This window comes from Sphingobium limneticum (assembly GCF_008710165.1).
GTDB classification, from domain to species: Bacteria; Pseudomonadota; Alphaproteobacteria; order Sphingomonadales; family Sphingomonadaceae; genus Sphingobium; species Sphingobium limneticum.
Genome location: NZ_VYQA01000001.1, coordinates 384,640 through 399,168, shown reverse-complemented (window position 1 = coordinate 399,168; position 14,529 = coordinate 384,640). Strand labels below are relative to the sequence as shown.

The 14,529-nt window shown below is 63.4% G+C and carries 22 protein-coding genes; 20 read left to right on the top strand and 2 right to left on the bottom strand.

What is annotated here, in order from left to right; all coding sequences use genetic code 11:
* Positions 1–88 precede the first annotated feature (88 nt).
* From F4U95_RS01505 to F4U95_RS01470, 8 genes are read left to right on the top strand one after another with little or no spacing between them, the layout of a single operon-like run.
* Positions 89–1,216 carry an EscU/YscU/HrcU family type III secretion system export apparatus switch protein gene (locus F4U95_RS01505; protein ID WP_120253224.1) on the top strand — a complete coding sequence of 376 codons (1,128 nt, stop codon included), beginning with the start codon at positions 89–91 and terminating at the stop codon, positions 1,214–1,216.
* Positions 1,213–1,533 carry a flagellar biosynthetic protein FliO gene (fliO, locus tag F4U95_RS01500; RefSeq protein WP_120253223.1) on the top strand — a complete coding sequence of 107 codons (321 nt, stop codon included), beginning with the start codon at positions 1,213–1,215 and terminating at the stop codon, positions 1,531–1,533. Before F4U95_RS01505 ends, fliO begins: the two co-directional genes overlap by 4 nt.
* Positions 1,530–2,264 carry a hypothetical protein gene (locus F4U95_RS01495; protein ID WP_120253222.1) on the top strand — a complete coding sequence of 245 codons (735 nt, stop codon included), beginning with the start codon at positions 1,530–1,532 and terminating at the stop codon, positions 2,262–2,264. The genes fliO and F4U95_RS01495 overlap by 4 nt, the downstream gene beginning before the upstream one ends.
* Positions 2,265–2,287: 23 nt before the next feature.
* Positions 2,288–2,557: a FliM/FliN family flagellar motor C-terminal domain-containing protein gene (locus F4U95_RS01490; protein ID WP_161600354.1), complete on the top strand. Its 270-nt coding sequence runs from the start codon at positions 2,288–2,290 to the stop codon at positions 2,555–2,557.
* A 5-nt stretch (positions 2,558–2,562) separates the two neighbouring features.
* Positions 2,563–3,213, top strand: a complete 651-nt coding sequence (gene sctR / locus F4U95_RS01485) for a type III secretion system export apparatus subunit SctR (RefSeq protein WP_120253220.1) — start codon at positions 2,563–2,565, stop codon at positions 3,211–3,213.
* Complete coding sequence (gene sctS, locus F4U95_RS01480; protein WP_120253219.1) at positions 3,206–3,475, top strand: type III secretion system export apparatus subunit SctS; 270 nt, start codon at positions 3,206–3,208, stop codon at positions 3,473–3,475. The genes sctR and sctS overlap by 8 nt, the downstream gene beginning before the upstream one ends.
* Before the next feature lie 10 nt (positions 3,476–3,485).
* Positions 3,486–4,274, top strand: coding sequence for a type III secretion system export apparatus subunit SctT (sctT, locus tag F4U95_RS01475; protein ID WP_120253218.1), 789 nt, complete (start codon positions 3,486–3,488; stop codon positions 4,272–4,274).
* Positions 4,271–4,618 carry a helix-turn-helix domain-containing protein gene (locus tag F4U95_RS01470; RefSeq protein ID WP_120253217.1) on the top strand — a complete coding sequence of 116 codons (348 nt, stop codon included), beginning with the start codon at positions 4,271–4,273 and terminating at the stop codon, positions 4,616–4,618. Before sctT ends, F4U95_RS01470 begins: the two co-directional genes overlap by 4 nt.
* A gap of 106 nt (positions 4,619–4,724) precedes the next feature.
* Here the strand turns inward: F4U95_RS01470 and F4U95_RS01465 are convergent, their stop codons facing one another.
* Together F4U95_RS01465 and F4U95_RS01460 are read right to left on the bottom strand one after the other, a co-directional pair.
* A complete protein-coding gene (locus F4U95_RS01465; RefSeq protein WP_120253216.1) occupies positions 4,725–5,024 on the bottom strand; it encodes a HigA family addiction module antitoxin in 300 nt (99 codons plus the stop codon).
* Entirely contained in the window at positions 5,024–5,305 is a 282-nt protein-coding gene (locus F4U95_RS01460; RefSeq protein ID WP_120253215.1) for a type II toxin-antitoxin system RelE/ParE family toxin, read from the bottom strand. The genes F4U95_RS01465 and F4U95_RS01460 overlap by 1 nt, the downstream gene beginning before the upstream one ends.
* A 230-nt stretch (positions 5,306–5,535) precedes the next feature.
* Here F4U95_RS01460 and F4U95_RS01455 point away from each other — a divergent pair, with 230 nt between their 5' ends.
* The 12 genes from F4U95_RS01455 (at position 5,536) to F4U95_RS01400 (ending at position 14,401) form a co-directional block, all read left to right on the top strand.
* On the top strand, positions 5,536–6,144 hold the full coding sequence (locus F4U95_RS01455) for a hypothetical protein (protein ID WP_120253214.1): 609 nt from the start codon (positions 5,536–5,538) through the stop codon (positions 6,142–6,144).
* Between the two features lie 115 nt (positions 6,145–6,259).
* Positions 6,260–6,553 (top strand): hypothetical protein, encoded by a 294-nt coding sequence (locus tag F4U95_RS01450; protein WP_120253213.1) that lies wholly within the window; start codon positions 6,260–6,262, stop codon positions 6,551–6,553.
* A gap of 7 nt (positions 6,554–6,560) precedes the next feature.
* On the top strand, positions 6,561–6,851 hold the full coding sequence (locus tag F4U95_RS01445; RefSeq protein ID WP_120253212.1) for a hypothetical protein: 291 nt from the start codon (positions 6,561–6,563) through the stop codon (positions 6,849–6,851).
* 130 nt (positions 6,852–6,981) lie between these two features.
* A complete protein-coding gene (locus F4U95_RS01440; RefSeq protein ID WP_120253211.1) occupies positions 6,982–7,485 on the top strand; it encodes a hypothetical protein in 504 nt (167 codons plus the stop codon).
* A gap of 84 nt (positions 7,486–7,569) precedes the next feature.
* A complete protein-coding gene (locus F4U95_RS01435; protein ID WP_120253210.1) occupies positions 7,570–8,004 on the top strand; it encodes a hypothetical protein in 435 nt (144 codons plus the stop codon).
* A 30-nt stretch (positions 8,005–8,034) separates the two neighbouring features.
* Complete coding sequence (locus F4U95_RS01430) at positions 8,035–8,925, top strand: DUF1521 domain-containing protein (protein ID WP_120253209.1); 891 nt, start codon at positions 8,035–8,037, stop codon at positions 8,923–8,925.
* A 123-nt stretch (positions 8,926–9,048) separates the two neighbouring features.
* A complete protein-coding gene (locus tag F4U95_RS01425) occupies positions 9,049–10,203 on the top strand; it encodes a DNA/RNA non-specific endonuclease (protein WP_120253208.1) in 1,155 nt (384 codons plus the stop codon).
* 13 nt (positions 10,204–10,216) lie between these two features.
* Positions 10,217–10,603 carry a hypothetical protein gene (locus F4U95_RS01420; protein WP_120253207.1) on the top strand — a complete coding sequence of 129 codons (387 nt, stop codon included), beginning with the start codon at positions 10,217–10,219 and terminating at the stop codon, positions 10,601–10,603.
* A 449-nt stretch (positions 10,604–11,052) separates the two neighbouring features.
* On the top strand, positions 11,053–11,715 hold the full coding sequence (locus F4U95_RS01415; RefSeq protein WP_120253206.1) for a hypothetical protein: 663 nt from the start codon (positions 11,053–11,055) through the stop codon (positions 11,713–11,715).
* Between the two features lie 538 nt (positions 11,716–12,253).
* On the top strand, positions 12,254–13,693 hold the full coding sequence (locus F4U95_RS01410; RefSeq protein ID WP_120253205.1) for a hypothetical protein: 1,440 nt from the start codon (positions 12,254–12,256) through the stop codon (positions 13,691–13,693).
* Positions 13,694–13,728: 35 nt separating this feature from the next.
* Positions 13,729–14,115, top strand: a complete 387-nt coding sequence (locus F4U95_RS01405; protein ID WP_120253204.1) for a hypothetical protein — start codon at positions 13,729–13,731, stop codon at positions 14,113–14,115.
* A gap of 85 nt (positions 14,116–14,200) precedes the next feature.
* The gene (locus F4U95_RS01400) at positions 14,201–14,401 is read left to right on the top strand and encodes a hypothetical protein (RefSeq protein ID WP_120253594.1); all 201 of its coding nucleotides are present in this window, start codon (positions 14,201–14,203) and stop codon (positions 14,399–14,401) included.
* The last annotated feature ends 128 nt before the right edge of the window (positions 14,402–14,529 follow it).

Genomic DNA, 14,529 nt, shown 5'->3' with positions numbered 1-14,529 from the left:
ATCACATGGTAATTATCGGCACAGTTTCAATCACTTCCGGCCGAAAAATGCAGGCCGTTCAACCGGCCGCAATTTGTGTGGAGCAGTCATGGCCGACAAGAATGACGGCGGCGACAAGACCGAAAAACCGACCCCCAAGCGTCTGCGCGATGCGCGGCGCAAGGGCGATGTCGCCAAATCGAAGGATGTCGGTCCCGCCGTCGGCATGATCCTCTGGTTCCTGTTGCTGCTCTTCGCTGCCGGTTATGCGGGCGGGCAGATCATGGTCTTGATGACCGACACGGTCGGCACCGCGACGACCATGCCCTTCGAATCCGCTGCGCCCGTGCTGGGCTGGGCTGCCTTCGCCGTGCTGGTGTCGGCCAGCCTGCTGATCCTGGGACCGGCTTCGATCATCGGTGTGCTCGCCGAATTTCTGCAAATCGGTGCATTGGTGACGACTGAAAAGCTCAAGCCCTCGCTCGACAAGCTCAATCCCGTGGAAGGTTTCAAGAAGATGTTCGCGCTCGACAATCTGGTCGAGCTGCTGAAGACCGTGATCAAGGCGAGCCTGATCCTCACCATTGCCATCATCATCCTGTGGCGCTCGGCCGATGGCTTCATCAGCCTCATCCAGACCGCCGGTTGGTCCCCGGTCGAGCGGCACGGCGAAAAGGTCGCGGGCGCCATGCTGTCGCTGATGCGATCGCTGACGATACAGCTCTTCGCCTGGACCTGCGCCATCTTCCTGCTCGTCGCCGCCGTCGATCGCTTCTGGCAGCAGCATCGCTTCATCAAGAAGCTGCGCATGAGCCGCCGCGACATCAAGCAGGAGCATAAGGATAATGAGGGCGACCCGATGCTGCGCGCCCAGCGCCGGCAATTGCATGAGGAATGGGCGAACCAGAATGCCATCGGCGCGGCCGGCGGCGCGAACGTGCTGCTGACCAATCCGACCCATCTCGCCATCGCGCTCGAATATGATCCCGCAAATACCCCCGTGCCGATGATCGCGGCGAAGGGGGAGGGGCCGCTGGCCGCCGCCATGCGGGGTGAGGCGGAGCGGATGGGCGTGCCCATCGTCCGCAATATCGGCCTCGCCCGCGCGGTCTGGGCGGAAAGCGAGGTCGGTGGCCCGATCCCGCGCGCCCATTTCGATGCGATCGCCGAAATCATCCTGTGGGCGAAACGCGCCCGCGACGGACTGGAAACCGCAATCCGGGAGGATGCTGAATGAATGCCGGAACCTTCTTTCTCAGCCTGCTGGCGGTCGTCCTGGCGCTGGCGGTGGTGCTGGGCCTGGCCTGGGTCGCGATCCGTCTGCTGCGCCGTTGGAACGATCATGTCCAGGGCGGCGGCGGGGAGGGCAATGATCCGCCGATCCGCTTCCTGCGCGCCATGGCCGTGGGCCAGCGCGAACGCCTCACCTTGGTGGAGGTGCGCGGCGAAGTGATGCTGGTCGGCGTCACCGCCGGTGGTATCAGCCTGCTCGCGCGCTGGCCGGACGGGCCAGTGCCCGACACCGCCCCCACACCGGGCCGGATCTTCCCATGATGGCATTCGACAAGCCCCGTTTCCGGGCCCTGTCCGTGGAAGAAGCGCATCTGCGCCACGCCCTGCTCGCCGCCCTCAACGGCCGCCGGATAGGGCGCGCATTGTTGTGCGCTCATATCCCCAACCCACCAACCTCCGTTCGCCCTGAGCCTGTCGAAGGGCTGCCCTTGTCTTTGGATACCCAAAGCAACACCCAGATACACTCAGTTCCGACCAATAACGATTGGTTCCGCTGCGCCGAAGATCTCGCCTTCCGCCTCCATCGCCTAGACGGCCACCCCGTCCGCACCGACGCGACGGATGGCCCCGCCATGGCCACGCTGCTCGACGCCGCCAACCCGCTGCTCTGCGAGATTGAGGCGGCGCTTGGCCTGACCCTCGACCCGACCGACATCGGCAAGCGCCCGTCCGCCGCGACCCTCACCGCCCACATCACCCTGAACGACGGCCCGTTGCCGGTCGCGGCCATGGACCTCGCTCTGTCCCCCGACACGCCGATCCTCCCCGTGCCCGCACCCTTCGCGCCGGCGCTCCTCGGCCACATCCCGCTCCCCGCCCGCATCCTGATCGACGGCCCGCGCCTGTCACCCACCGATGCCGCCGCGCTCGCGCCGGGCGACCTGCTGCTGATCGGCGCTGCGCCGCTGATGGCGGGCGTCGGTCTGCCCGGCGCCCCGGTCGTGCCCGGCCGCATCCTGCCGGCAGAGCGGCTCTTCCGGCCCATGTCATGATATCCACAAGAGAGGACGAAGCCATGCAGATCCATGCCGACGCCCCGACGCCCGACAGCGGCTTCGCGCCAGACTCCTTCGCAGTGCAACTCCGTTTCGAACTGGATCAGGCCGACATTCCGCTCGCCCGGCTCCAGGCCTTGCAGGAAGGCGGCATCCTCCCGCTCCAGGACCGCGACGGCACGCTCGCCGTCCGTATCCTCGCCGGCACACGCGCCATTGCCACCGGCCAGATCGTGTCGGTCGGCGACAGCTATGCCGTCCTGATCGAGTCCGTCCTCAAGGAGGGCTGAAACCCATGGATGTATCCGCCTTCACCCCCGGCAGCGCGCTCGTCGTCGTCGTCCTCATCGCGCTCGCGCCGTTCTTCGCGGTCATGGTGACCAGTTTCACCAAGATCGTCGTCGTCCTATCGCTGCTGCGCAATGCGCTCGGCCTGCAACAGGTGCCCCCAAATGTCGTGCTGAACGGCATGGCGCTCGTCCTGTCGGTATATGTCATGTACCCGACCATGCAGCAGATGGCGACGGCGTCGGGTCAGCAGGCGGTGCCGACCCAGACCTCGGAAATCTTCTCCGCCGCCGACCGCGCGAAGGAGCCGCTACGCGCCTTCCTCATCAAGCATAGCGCCGCAGACGAACGCGCCTTCTTCCTGCGCACGCAGCAGCGTGTCGCCAAACAGTCCGGCACCGCCGCCGCCAGCGCCACCGACTTCATCGTCGTCGTCCCCGCCTTCGTCGTGCGCGAACTGACCGTGGCCTTCCAGATCGGCTTCCTCATCTTCCTGCCCTTTCTGGTGATCGACCTGGTGATATCCAACATATTGCTGGCGATGGGCATGATGATGTTGTCCCCCGTCACCATATCCCTGCCGTTCAAGATCCTGTTGTTCGTGCTGGTCGACGGCTGGGTGAAGCTGTCTCACGGATTGGTGCTCAGCTATGTCTGACGCCATCATCCGCATGACGATCGATGCGCTGTGGCTGGTTCTCTTGCTGTCCGCGCCGCCCATCGTCGCGGCCTCGGCCGTCGGCCTGCTGGTGGCGCTGGTGCAGGCGGCGACGCAGCTTCAGGAACAGACGCTGCAATATACGCTCAAATTCTTCGCGATCGTCGCGACGCTGTTCCTCACCGCTTCGCTGCTGGCCGGCAGTCTGTACCAATATGGCAATACTATCTTCACCGAATTTCCCGCGATGGTACGCCAATGATGGGTGCGCCATGATGCAGGGCGTACCCGGCTGGACGGGCGAACTGATCCTGGTCGGCATTGCGTCGGCCCGCTTCGGCTTCGCCTTCATCATGATCCCGCTCTTTGGCAAGGATACGATCCCCGCGACCGTGCGCAACGGCATCATCCTCACCTTCGGCGGTATCGCCTTCGCGCTCCAGCCCAATTTCATGGTGCAGAATATCGGCACCTTCGGCTGGGCGGCGATGCTTCTGCGCGAAGCGGGTATCGGCGTCGCCATCGGCTTCTTCTTCGGCACCATCCTCTGGGCGATGCAGGCGGCGGGCGAGATCGTCGATGCAAAGGTCGGCGCGACCATCGGCCAGCTGATCGATCCCAATAGCGGCGGACAGGTATCGCTCACCGGCGCGCTGATGGAACGGCTCGCCCATGTCCTGTTCGCGGCGTCGGGTGGCATCTTGCTGCTGGTCGCGACCATCATGGAAAGCTTCGCCGTCTGGCCGATCGCGCAAAGCTGGCCGCGGCTCGACCCGCACAGCATGATCCTGTTCGAAGGCGAATTTGGCCGGCTGATGGCGCTTGCCCTCATCTTCGCCGCGCCGATCCTCGTCATGCTCTATGTCGTGGACGCCGCGCTCGGCCTGCTCAACCGCTTCGCCCAGCAATTGAACGTCTTCTCCCTCTCGCTCTCGATCAAGAGCTGGGCGGCCAGCGCCCTGCTGCTCATCCTGGTGCCGTTGCTGGCACAGGCGGTCATCATGGACCTGTCGACGCGGCAGGATGTGGTCCGCTCGGTAGCCAGGGCTTTCGCCCGATGACCGCCGATCAGGAAGAGGAAGCCCGCCTGCGCGAATTGATGCGCCTGCTGCGACAGGCGGACGCGCGCGCGGGCGAAGAGGATGTGCCGCTCGGCGAATATCGCATCCCCCGCTCGCGCGTGCCCGAACGGCATCTGACCGGCATCGGCGCGCTGACGAAGACGGAGGTGGCAGTGATGCGCTTCCTGGGCTGGGGCCGCGCCAATGCCGACATCGCGACGCTTCTGGTCATCAGCGAAAATACGGTGCGCGTCCACCTCAACAATATGTGCCGGAAACTGGAACTGGACGGCGTGCGAGAATTGAATGCACTGGCCGGCCTGCTGTTTCATCCGCTCACTTAGAGCATTTTGAAGTCAGATGGCACAGCTGACGGCTCGCAAAATGCGGAAAAAAAGAGTCTTAGAGCATGATCCGATTCAATCCAATCGGATCATGCTCTAAGAAGCGTCAGGCCGCAACCAGCCGCTTCACGTCGATCGCATCTTCATGCATGCGCGCCTGCGCGATGTCATAAGCAGCCTGCATCCGCAGCAGCGTGTCGGCCTGTACGCCGAACGCCTTCTCGAACCGGATCGCCATGTCGGCGGACAATTTCGCATGGCCGTTGAGCAGGCCGCTCAAAGCCTGCCGCGACACGCCGAAATGCTGTGCGAGCGCTTTGATATTCATGCCATGCGGTTCGACCAGCTGGCGCCGAAGCCAGGGGCCGGGATGTACATGCAGGGACGGGTGAATCCTGATCGCCATCAATGATAATCCTCCAGATCCAGATCCGCGACGGTGGTTGCATCGACCAGCGTGAATGTCAGGCGCCAATTACGGGTGACTGTCATCGCATAGCGGCCCTTTCGATCCCCGGTAAGTGGATGGAAACCGAAATTGGGCGGCACGGCAAGTTCATCCACGCTGGATGCTGCGGCCATGAACGCGATCATGTCGGCAATGCGTTCGGGCTCGATCACGCCCTTTGCTTTGCCCGTCTCCACGAAGCGTCGCAGCGCCTTATGCGAGATGCTGGCTATATCCATGTGTCAAGCGATGACTGACACAGGATTGTTGGCGCGTCAAGTCATGGTTGACACATGGCTGCGCTGGCGACGCGTACCTAATCGGATCGCTTATGCCCCTAGTCGGATCGGGGAGGGCGGACGGCGGGCGGACCCGGCATACAGGATGGCGACGACGGCGATGACGCTCCGGGAGGGGCAGCGCCGATCGGGGGCCTCCCGGCCAAATATTGCTGAAAAGGAGATATGAGATGTTCGGTATCGGCGGTTTCAATCCCGTTTCCCTCCTCGCCACGGCCGCTTTGGGTCCGCTTGGCGGCATTGTCGCCCAACTCGCCCAGCAGGTCGTGTCGCAGCTCGGCCAGCAGCTGGTGGGCCAGCTTGGCCAGCAGCTGGGCCTGTCGCAGGGCATCATCCAGGACGCGCAGCAGAATTTCACCGACCAGCTGACCGGTTTCCAGGGCGGCTCGGCCACCGACGCGAATGACGCCATTTCGCAGCTGGGCGAAACGCTCGGTGCCTCGCCGACGGAAATCGGTCAGGCCCAGAATGACTTCCAGAATGCCATAGACGACATTCTGAGCAACATCGCCGGCGGCGACGATGTGAAGGATGCCCGCGCCGGCGGCACCGGCAAGGCGGCCGGCTGGCTGATGGCCATGGCGAAGGAACTGGGTGGCAAGATGGACAGCATGGCCAAGGATATCGAAAAGCTGTCGAAGAAGGCCGATGGCAAGAATCCGGGCGCATCGACCGAATTCACCGCCATGTCGCAGCAGTTCGGCATCCTGTCGAACGCCGCTGCCACCGGGCTCAAGGCGATCGGCGAAGCCATGTCCAACATGGCGCGCAAGCAGTAATCCTGCCGCATTTACCGCACGGTTCGGGGGCTGGCGCATTGGCGCTGGCCCCCGGCTGCGTTACGGCGAAACGGAAGCCGCACGACGCTCCGTCAAACTGGAAAAGGATGATGTGATGACGAAAATGGCCATATTCCTCGCGACCGCTTCTGCTTTCTGGTCCGTCCCCGCTTCGGCTCAGCTGGACTCCATGTCCTGGGGCGACGCTTCCGCCAGCCTTGGCCAGACTCAGGTGATGAGCGAAGTCATCAACGAGCAGGCACGATCGGGTGGCCGCACCAGCGCCGTCTCCTCCAAACAGCGCGCCCAGGCGACTTGCGCTCAGCGGGATTCGCTCAAGGCCAAGCATGGCGCCAACGATCCGCGCATCCAGCAGCTCTACAAACTCTGCGCCAAGCAAGGCTATTGACCCGCCCATGCTGCGCCTGATCCTCGCGTTCGGCGCCCTCATCTTCCCGATCGGGGCGGTGGCGCAGGATGTCGCGCCCGTCATCACCCCCGGTCAGGTGGCCGAAGGGCAATATTACCGCTCCCGCATGGGCACGCAGGCCAAGGCGAAATCCGGCGCCACCCGCGCCCGTCCGCCTGTCACCCGCGCCCGCCAGCAGCAGATATGTGCCAGTCGCGCGTTATTTCGCGAGAAAATGGGCGCCAGCGATCCGCAAGTGCTGAAACTGGATTCGCTCTGCGCCAAGGCCGGCTTCTGATCCGGTCGAAGGCCACTTGCGCATCCCCCTAATCGTTCCGACTATATCGCTAGTCTAATCGCGGACTGAACCTCCGGCGCCCGGCGGGTAGCATCATCCGACCCCGTGAAATGCGGCAAGGAGGACAGCCATGCTCGAATCGATCCTGTCGGACGTCGCCAATCTGCGCTGGCACCTGCCGTTGCGCACCCCGCAGGACAGCCGGAACGAGGCGAACTGGAACGCCGCCGAATCCGGCGCGGTGCGCGACATGCTGACCGGCACGCCGTTGGTCTTTCCGCGCATCGCTCATGTCTATCTGGTGCAGGGCGGCGCGGTCGCCGACACCGAAGGTGGGGCGGAACAAAGCTTCTCGCCCTCGACCGAGCCGAGCTTCGATATCGGCGGCGGCTATGCGCTGCGTTTCGACAGCGCGCGCGGCATCATCGCCCTGACCCATGATGGCGGCGAAGTCCCGCTCTGGGGCGAAGGCGGGATCGCCGCTCATGCCGGCTTTCAGCTTCCGGACGGCACGCGCATCGCGATCGACGCGGCGGCCGCCGCCGATCATCCCGACGGTGTGACGCCTGCCCGCATCACGATCGAAAGCAGCACCGGCGGCACCACGATCCTGTCCGCTAGTCGATCCGACTAGCCCCCTAATCGGATCGCGGAGCGCGCTGCACCCGCCGATCTGCTCTTATGATCATACAAGACATCGCAACGGACGGACGCCATCATGACCATCGACCCCAGCATCAGCAGCGCCGGCCCGATCGGCGCCATCGCCGCCGCCGGTGATGGCGCGCGGGGTGCTGGCCCGGTCGATGCGATCCGCGCCATCGCGACCAATGTCGTATCCGGCGTCGCCGCCAGTTTCGGCCTGCTCCCGGTCAATGCGCCGGGGCAGGGCGACGTCTACGGCCTGCGCGCCGCATCCGACGCGTTGGGAACCGCCCTTGGCGGATCGGCCGCCGATCAGGGTGCGCTGACCCGCGCGGTCGAGGATTTCGCGAGCGCCGTCGCCACCGACATGGCGGCCTATGCCGACGGTCGCACACTCACCCTGGTGGACGGCGCCCTTGCCGCTTCCACCCTGGCAAACGCCGGCGACATCGCCGGCATCATCGACGGGCTGGACCAGGCGCGTGTCGCGCTGGAGGGCGCCCGGTAAACTCCGCTTTGGAAGAGGAAGGGAACGGTCATGACGACGATCATCAACAATAACACGTTCAACCTGAACTTCGCCGTCAACAATAATTTCGGCAGCAACGCCGCGGCCGCTCTTGGCGGCGGTTTCTCCACCCAGCTCGCCGCCGGCCTCGTCGCCAGCTATTTCCAGCCTCTCTTCGCCAGCGCCTTCGCCTCGGCCACGCTGCCGATGCTGCTCAACTTTCAGGGCGGCCAGGTGCAGCAGGGACCGGACGGTACGTCCAGTTTTGCCGCGACCGAAGGCGCCAGCTGGACCGCCTCGCTCCAGAATGAGAGCGAGGGGCAGATCGACCTTGGCGACGGCTATCGCCTCGAACTGGACGAGCGCAATTCGGAAATCCGCCTTTATAACGACAATACGGGCGAAACCACGCGCATCTGGGGCGACCCGCATGTCGATATCGATGGCAAGCACAGTTTCGATTTCTGGGGCAAGACGACCTTCCAGCTGGAAAACGGCACGAAGATCACCATCGACACCGAACAATATGCGGCCAACCCCAATGAATATGTCGCCAGCCAGCTGACCATTACCAAGGGCGATCAGGCGATCGTTGTCGACGGCATCAGCCAGAATGACATTGGCGACCTGTCCATCACTCAGTCGAACGACGGCTATGCGCTGGACGCGGCCAAGGGTGACGGCTTCGTGTTGCAGGAAAATGCCACCGGCGCCGGCTGGCGCTCGGAACTGACCGGCGACATCGCGACTCAGGTGGATCTGAACGCCACCCGCGTCGGCGCCGCTTATGGTCCGGGCAGCGACACGCCCAGCCTCGGCGAAATCAGCGATCAGCTCAGCAGCTTCCTGCTGGTGGGCATCGCCAGTTCCATTCTCGCAGCGACGCTGGACGGCGGCAACAACAACTACCGCCGGGCCTGACGTCGCCGGGGCGGCCGCTCCCCGCTTATTCCCCCGGCCGCCCCGACCCCATTCATCAGAGCAAGGCTCCAGCCGACCCCTATCGGCGCGCCTTGCACTCCACGAGGTATCGAGGGTGTAATCATGGGTACGCAAGCTGCTGACAGCATAGGCCAGAGCCAGGCGGGCACAGGCTCGAACACGTCCACTTCGGCCGACGTCGCGACCGGCATGGTAAGAGAGCATCGGACCGCTGGCACCCTCGATACAACCGCGCTGGCCGCGGATGTTCAGGCGCGCACGACGGCCGATCCGCAGGCGCGGGCAGACCTGAGCGCCCAGGTCGAGGCGCAATTGTCGCCGGTGGAACAGGGCCAGTTCAGCGCTGCGCTGCACGTCGCGAACGACAATGGCGGCACGCAGCCAGCATCGGAAGAAGGCATCGGCTCTTTCTTCGACGGTTTGGTGAAGGGCGACTTCAGCGACAATGATAGCTGGTCCGCCACCGCCGGTCAGGTGATCGGTGGTTTCATCCCGGTCGTCGGCCAGATCGGCGATGCCCGCGACACCATATCCGCGATCGGCGGCGTGATAGAGGGCAAGGACGGCGCCTGGGGCAATCTCGGCCTCACCGCACTGGGCTGGGTGCCCGGCCTGGGCGACGTGGCCAAGGGCGCGATCCGTGGCGGCGAAAAGGCGCTCGACGCCGGCACCGACGTCGCGCAGCAGGCCACCCGCCATGCCGACGATGTCGCCGACGGCGCAGGCGATGTCACTAGACAGGCGGACGAGCTGGCCGGTGCCGTCAGGACCGCAAAAGTCGGCCAGAACGAAGTCCGCTGGACCGCCGATGCGCAAGGCCGTCCGGTCCATGCGGAAGCCACGCTCAAGGAAGTGCATGACGGCGCCCCCCGTTCCAGCGCCGAGCAGACGGCGCAGAGCCAGACCGGCAAGTCCGGCAATGAAGGGGATCAGGGCGGTCACATTATCGGCCACCGCTTCATGCCCGATCAGGGCGTCAAGAACATGTTCCCGCAGGCCGGCCAGTTCAACAACAGCGCCTATCGCACCATGGAAAATGAATGGGCCGACTGGGTCAGGGCCGGGGCGGAGGTCCGCATCAATGTCGACCTGAAAGATTATCAGGGCGTCCGGCCCGACACCGTCAATGTCAGCTACGACATTTATGACAAGGGCGGCGACCTGATCTATCAGGGCGGTGAGCGGTTCAAGAACGAAGCCGGACAGGTCTTTGACCGCATGCCCAAGGCTGATATCGAAGCCTTGCTCAACCAGTAAAGGACTGCCCCGCATGGGATTCGACCAGGCGCTTGCCGACAGGACGCTCAACGAGCTTGGCCAGCAGATCATCGCCGACCCGCGCTATGCCGGGCAGGACTGGCAGGGGATTGCCGTGGTGGTGCAGGTACAGCCGCGCCAGCGCCTGTTCGGCTATGTCTACCGCCCCGACGGCAGTTGGACGGCGGGCATGCCCGACATGGACGCCACCATCGACAAGGCGCTCGCTTTGTCGAAGGCGATGCAACTGGACGGCAAGGACGCCTGGAAAACCTGCCTGATCCAGATCGCCCGCCCCGGTCCGCAGCTCAAAGCCGACTTCGAATATGAAGACGGCGCCCGCTGGAACATCACGCCAGCGAACCTGAAAGCGCAGGTCGAGCAATTGCGCCCACGCTGAACGGCGCCTGCCACGCCCCTCCCGACACCAGGCGACGAGCCTCAAGCGCGCAGGGCACCTTATCTGCGCCTGAAAACGGCCAAAACCGGACTTATCATGCTCCTTCCCACTTACCCAATAGCCGTCACCCCAGCGAAGGCTGGGGTCTCAGGCGACAATAGAAGGACGCTGGCCGTCTTGCGCTTATCCGTCAATGCAGCGTGGGGCTGCCTGAGATCCTAGCCTTCGCTGGGATGACGGTTGAAGATCAAAGAAAGGGACAAGTCCGCTACCGACCATTTTCTGACATACGAGGCCTTTTCGGACGAACTCAGAAGCAGCCGTTCATAGCTGCCACCCCAGATTGAACGTCCCATAGGCTGATTATGTTCGGTGACATATTGAGCATCGATTATAACATGATTTTTCAATGGAATAATTCGGTAAGAGTATAAAGCTACAGTCGATCTATGACCGGTTTCGCCATTTTTCTCGGGATTATTTTGATCCTGTTGACGCCACTTATTTTAATTGGCGCACTTTTGGTTTTGCTCCGTAGGAAATTCCGTGCCACGCAACACGAAGACCGCGCGAAGCGAATAGCGATAGTTTTGGCCGGTATAGCGGTCATAGCGTCGCCTTATCTGACATTCAAAGCCTACGAACTCCACTTTGTTCTAGCGAGGGTTCCAAGCCCTTTGCATGTCGCGTGGATCGAATATCGCCTAGAAGACTCGTTCGGTGGGATTGGCATGCCGGGAGACAACGAAACGGGCTTTGTTGTCTATCGTCTTACTGAGGGCACTGCTGAGTGGGCGCGCAGTAAGGGATCGCGTCTGGGTGAGGCGTTACCGGGCGGAAGAACGAGTTGGCATGCCACGCCGGTTGACGAAACCGGGTCACGAAACCGCTGGCACCATTATGACAGCGAAGCAGAACGACATCGCCACCCAGTCACTATTCGAGAATACCTCGATACGTATGGATTTTCCATCCCGGTTGAGACGGGGCGAGATGATGAGGCCAATCGCGCAATTCGGGAGGCAGGATCGTTCTATTCATATGGGCGTGGCGGCAGTGTAACTATTGTCGATCCCGCGCGAGGAAAGGTTTATTTTGCTTACGCCGGATAGTCCGCTTTCGCATATTGAGGTGTTGAAACCTGCCGTTCCGCTTCCCACCCCTCTTCGTCATTCCAGCGCAGGCGGGAACCCATCTCCTGACCTCGCCCCAGGCATTACGCCGAGGCAATGGATCCCCGCCTTCGCGCCGCTGGCCGCGCAGCAAGGATAAGCCCGCCAAAAACCTTCCAAAATAGGGTTTCCTCTGATCTATCCTGTCGGATGACACCGACACTCCCTTCCGCCGACCGCATCTTTTCAGCCAATCACCTGTCGCGGCCCGGTCGCTGTGCGGTCGCGCTATCGTCGCGTCCCTGTGACCTGCCTGTGGCCCCACCGTCGCGTTGGTGGCGCGCCAGTGGCGCTTGCATAACGCGTCGCGAGAGCCTCGCGAACGCTTCGCCCCTGAAAAAGGCCGACGACACTGTGAACTTCGCTCGTCGCGCCGCTGTGACCCTAATCATATCGACTAGGCCCCTAGTCGAAACGGGGAGGGGCTTTTCCGTCCCGATCGGCGACAATCGTGGCCGCAGAACAAGGAGCGCCCGCCATGACCGATCCCGTCGGCGATGCCGTCAGCCATATTCATGACAAGCTCGACACGTCGGGCTGGTTCAACACCGTCACCAATGGCGAGACGAAGGATATCGTCGGCACGCTGACCGCGCTCCCCGCCGATCAGGCGGATCAGACGATCGACCGGCTCCAGCAGTCGGGCGACCTGGATCGCGTTGCCGATGAAGTGATGGATGGCGACTGGTTCGGCAATGGTGGCCTGTCGGGCGACGAGCGCCGCGCCTTCCTGTCCGACATGGCGGGCAAGCTGGATGGCGACAGCCTCGCCGCCCTGTCGGATGCCTTCGCCCGCGCCGACAATGGCGGCTTCGATTCCGTCACCGAACTGGGCGATGCCGTCGCCACCCATGCTGCACCACAAACCAAGGTCGACTATATCGCCGCGATGAAAGGCGGGGTCGATGACGCCAGCCAGTCCAGCTATGGCCTGGGCTATAGTGGCACCCAATTGCAGGATGCGGAAGCGACCGCGGTGGGCGACGTCCTCGCCTCGCTGCGCGGGAGTTATGCGGAGGCGGGCTTCAATGCCATCGGTGACAAGCTGTCTGATGTGCTGACCTCCGCGTTGGACGGCCAGATGACCACCATCGCCAGCCAAGCCGGCGCCACGAACAGTATCACCTGGAACGCCGACAGCTATGAAGCGATCATGGGCGCGGCCGCCAGCATGGGCAATGCGGACCTGAAAGCGCAAATCTTCGACGCCGGCGTGCACACGATGCGGGAAGTACGCGACACCAATAATGTCTTCGGAGGCCTGACCGTGCTGGGCAAGGATGACGCTATGCGCCAGATGGCCAACGGCCTCACCGCCATCATCGACAGCGACACGACCGGCGTCATGGACGAACTGACCTTCAACCAGTCGACCATGGATGGCTCCAGCTTCGCCGCCTATGCAAAGGAAATGCTGAACCAGAATCGCGAGGGCGAACTCGGTCAGCAAATGGGCCGGCTTCAGGTCGGCAATGACAGCAGCGAAAACCCCGTCGAGCGGCTGAACGCGGTTGAAACCGTCCCCGGCACGACGCAGGAACGGCGCGCCAATGCGGGCGCACTCGGCTATTTCGTCGGCGGCGTCTATGCCGCGACGCAGGCCCGGTCGCAGGATGTGGCCGAGCAGCGCGAGACGGTGACGGCCATCCTCAAATCCGCGCTCACCGTGGTGGACAAGGTCGCCTCGCTGGGCGGTCCGACGGGCCGTGTGATCGCGGGCGGCGCAGCCGTGGGCAAGGAATGGATGCAGATCGCGGTCAAAAATGCTATCGCCGACGAAGGGAGCGCGGCCGGCATTCGGCTGGAACGCGCCGCCCTGCCGGTCAACGCGCAGACGGGAGAATTGGGCGTGGGCGACAATGTGGCGAGCGCGTTCGAGGATCGTCTGGCCTCCGTGACCCGGACCGCCCAGCCCTGACCGCGCGCGGCCTTCTTGCCATTATCGCGTCGGCCATGCTCGTCACTGGCGGATGTAGCGGTGCGGAAGAGGAGGGGGGCTTTCCCCTAGTTCCCGCGGGTCTGCGCGACAGTGCCGAAATCCCGCTCGGCGACGCTGCCAATGCCCGCATGACCCGCGCCGCTACCATGGTTCGCGATCGCATCGAACCGGCATGGGGCCGTCTCGACAACCGACTCTATCTGCTCCCGACCGACCGCTGTCAGGGTTTCGTCGAAGAATTGCGCGGTAGCATCCCGGTCGGCTGGCAAAACTACCTTCTCGACCAGAAGCCGACCGACGCGAAGCTGGTCGGCTTCAACAAGGGCAAGCGGATCGTCATCTATCTCTGGTTGACCGGCGTCAGCCGCGACGGCTGCGCACTCAACATCCTGCACAATTGAGCGGGCTGGCGGCATGGCAGAAATCTGTGGAAACCCCGCATGAACGATGGACGACACGCTATGCCGGCCGCTAACCGCCCGTTTCATGAGCATAATCGCAACCATCATGAACTCCACCACGGGCCAGCCCATTCAGAAAATGACCTTCGGCCGCATGCCCAAGCCGTGGGCGACCTTCCATCTGGAAAATGGCGAACGGGTCACGGCCGACCGCGTCAACGTAGGCAAGCCCGCGCCCGGCAAGTTCGTGGCCCCGGTCGAAGTCTGGGTCACGCCCAAGGGCTGACGCTACGGTTTCCATGTTTCCGCCCTCGGCCGCCTAGACCCGCAAGATGCCGGACGGCGGTCGGGGCCTCTCTTCCATGACATTGAAATATTTGAACTTTCATCGACCTGTCATCTGACAGCCGCCAA

Coding starts and splice junctions, on each gene's coding strand:
- F4U95_RS01450 (WP_120253213.1), top strand. CDS start 6,260: ATGACGAAAATGGCCATATTCCTCGCGACCGCTTCTGCTTTCTGGTCC.
- fliO (WP_120253223.1), top strand. CDS start 1,213: ATGAATGCCGGAACCTTCTTTCTCAGCCTGCTGGCGGTCGTCCTGGCG.
- F4U95_RS01455 (WP_120253214.1), top strand. CDS start 5,536: ATGTTCGGTATCGGCGGTTTCAATCCCGTTTCCCTCCTCGCCACGGCC.
- sctT (WP_120253218.1), top strand. CDS start 3,486: ATGATGCAGGGCGTACCCGGCTGGACGGGCGAACTGATCCTGGTCGGC.
- F4U95_RS01415 (WP_120253206.1), top strand. CDS start 11,053: ATGACCGGTTTCGCCATTTTTCTCGGGATTATTTTGATCCTGTTGACG.
- F4U95_RS01490 (WP_161600354.1), top strand. CDS start 2,288: ATGCAGATCCATGCCGACGCCCCGACGCCCGACAGCGGCTTCGCGCCA.
- F4U95_RS01445 (WP_120253212.1), top strand. CDS start 6,561: ATGCTGCGCCTGATCCTCGCGTTCGGCGCCCTCATCTTCCCGATCGGG.
- F4U95_RS01440 (WP_120253211.1), top strand. CDS start 6,982: ATGCTCGAATCGATCCTGTCGGACGTCGCCAATCTGCGCTGGCACCTG.
- F4U95_RS01435 (WP_120253210.1), top strand. CDS start 7,570: ATGACCATCGACCCCAGCATCAGCAGCGCCGGCCCGATCGGCGCCATC.
- F4U95_RS01495 (WP_120253222.1), top strand. CDS start 1,530: ATGATGGCATTCGACAAGCCCCGTTTCCGGGCCCTGTCCGTGGAAGAA.
- F4U95_RS01400 (WP_120253594.1), top strand. CDS start 14,201: ATGAGCATAATCGCAACCATCATGAACTCCACCACGGGCCAGCCCATT.
- F4U95_RS01470 (WP_120253217.1), top strand. CDS start 4,271: ATGACCGCCGATCAGGAAGAGGAAGCCCGCCTGCGCGAATTGATGCGC.
- F4U95_RS01420 (WP_120253207.1), top strand. CDS start 10,217: ATGGGATTCGACCAGGCGCTTGCCGACAGGACGCTCAACGAGCTTGGC.
- F4U95_RS01410 (WP_120253205.1), top strand. CDS start 12,254: ATGACCGATCCCGTCGGCGATGCCGTCAGCCATATTCATGACAAGCTC.
- F4U95_RS01430 (WP_120253209.1), top strand. CDS start 8,035: ATGACGACGATCATCAACAATAACACGTTCAACCTGAACTTCGCCGTC.
- F4U95_RS01460 (WP_120253215.1), bottom strand. CDS start 5,305: ATGGATATAGCCAGCATCTCGCATAAGGCGCTGCGACGCTTCGTGGAG.
- sctS (WP_120253219.1), top strand. CDS start 3,206: ATGTCTGACGCCATCATCCGCATGACGATCGATGCGCTGTGGCTGGTT.
- F4U95_RS01405 (WP_120253204.1), top strand. CDS start 13,729: ATGCTCGTCACTGGCGGATGTAGCGGTGCGGAAGAGGAGGGGGGCTTT.
- sctR (WP_120253220.1), top strand. CDS start 2,563: ATGGATGTATCCGCCTTCACCCCCGGCAGCGCGCTCGTCGTCGTCGTC.
- F4U95_RS01465 (WP_120253216.1), bottom strand. CDS start 5,024: ATGGCGATCAGGATTCACCCGTCCCTGCATGTACATCCCGGCCCCTGG.
- F4U95_RS01425 (WP_120253208.1), top strand. CDS start 9,049: ATGGGTACGCAAGCTGCTGACAGCATAGGCCAGAGCCAGGCGGGCACA.
- F4U95_RS01505 (WP_120253224.1), top strand. CDS start 89: ATGGCCGACAAGAATGACGGCGGCGACAAGACCGAAAAACCGACCCCC.